Annotated in this window: 1 protein-coding gene; it reads right to left on the reverse strand. The window is 52.6% G+C overall.

Annotated elements, in window-relative coordinates; translation table 11 throughout:
• Positions 1-84: 84 nt before the first annotated feature.
• Positions 85-378: DsbC family protein (locus ACTHSP_RS22615; protein ID WP_440347086.1), on the reverse strand; the 294-nt coding region annotated here is incomplete at its 5' end.

The raw sequence follows: 378 nt of genomic DNA on the forward strand, positions 1-378 counted from the left end.
TTTGAGGCCGTCTGAAGGCAGTTGATGGCGGGCGACATGAAAAAAGGACGCGTAAAGCGTCCTTTATGGAGATTAAACCCTGTATTACTGGTTTTTCTCGATGATTTCTTTGAGGTGGGGCATAGGGCTGTAACCGCTTTGGCTGCGGCCGTTAGGGAAGACCACGGTTGGTGTGCCGTTGAAGCCGAATTGTTCGCCCAACGAAGTGGTTTCTGCAACAGGGTTTTCACAGTTTGCTTTGCCGCTTGGGAGCTTGCCTTTGCGCATCCAGTCGATCCATGCCTGGGTCGGATTAGGTTGGCACCACAACAGCTCGGCTTTGCGCGCGGCATCAGGGTGCAGGCTTGGAATCGGCATCATGAAGGTATAAATCGTGAT

The sequence above is a fragment of the Neisseria sp. P0001.S005 genome (assembly GCF_051963715.1).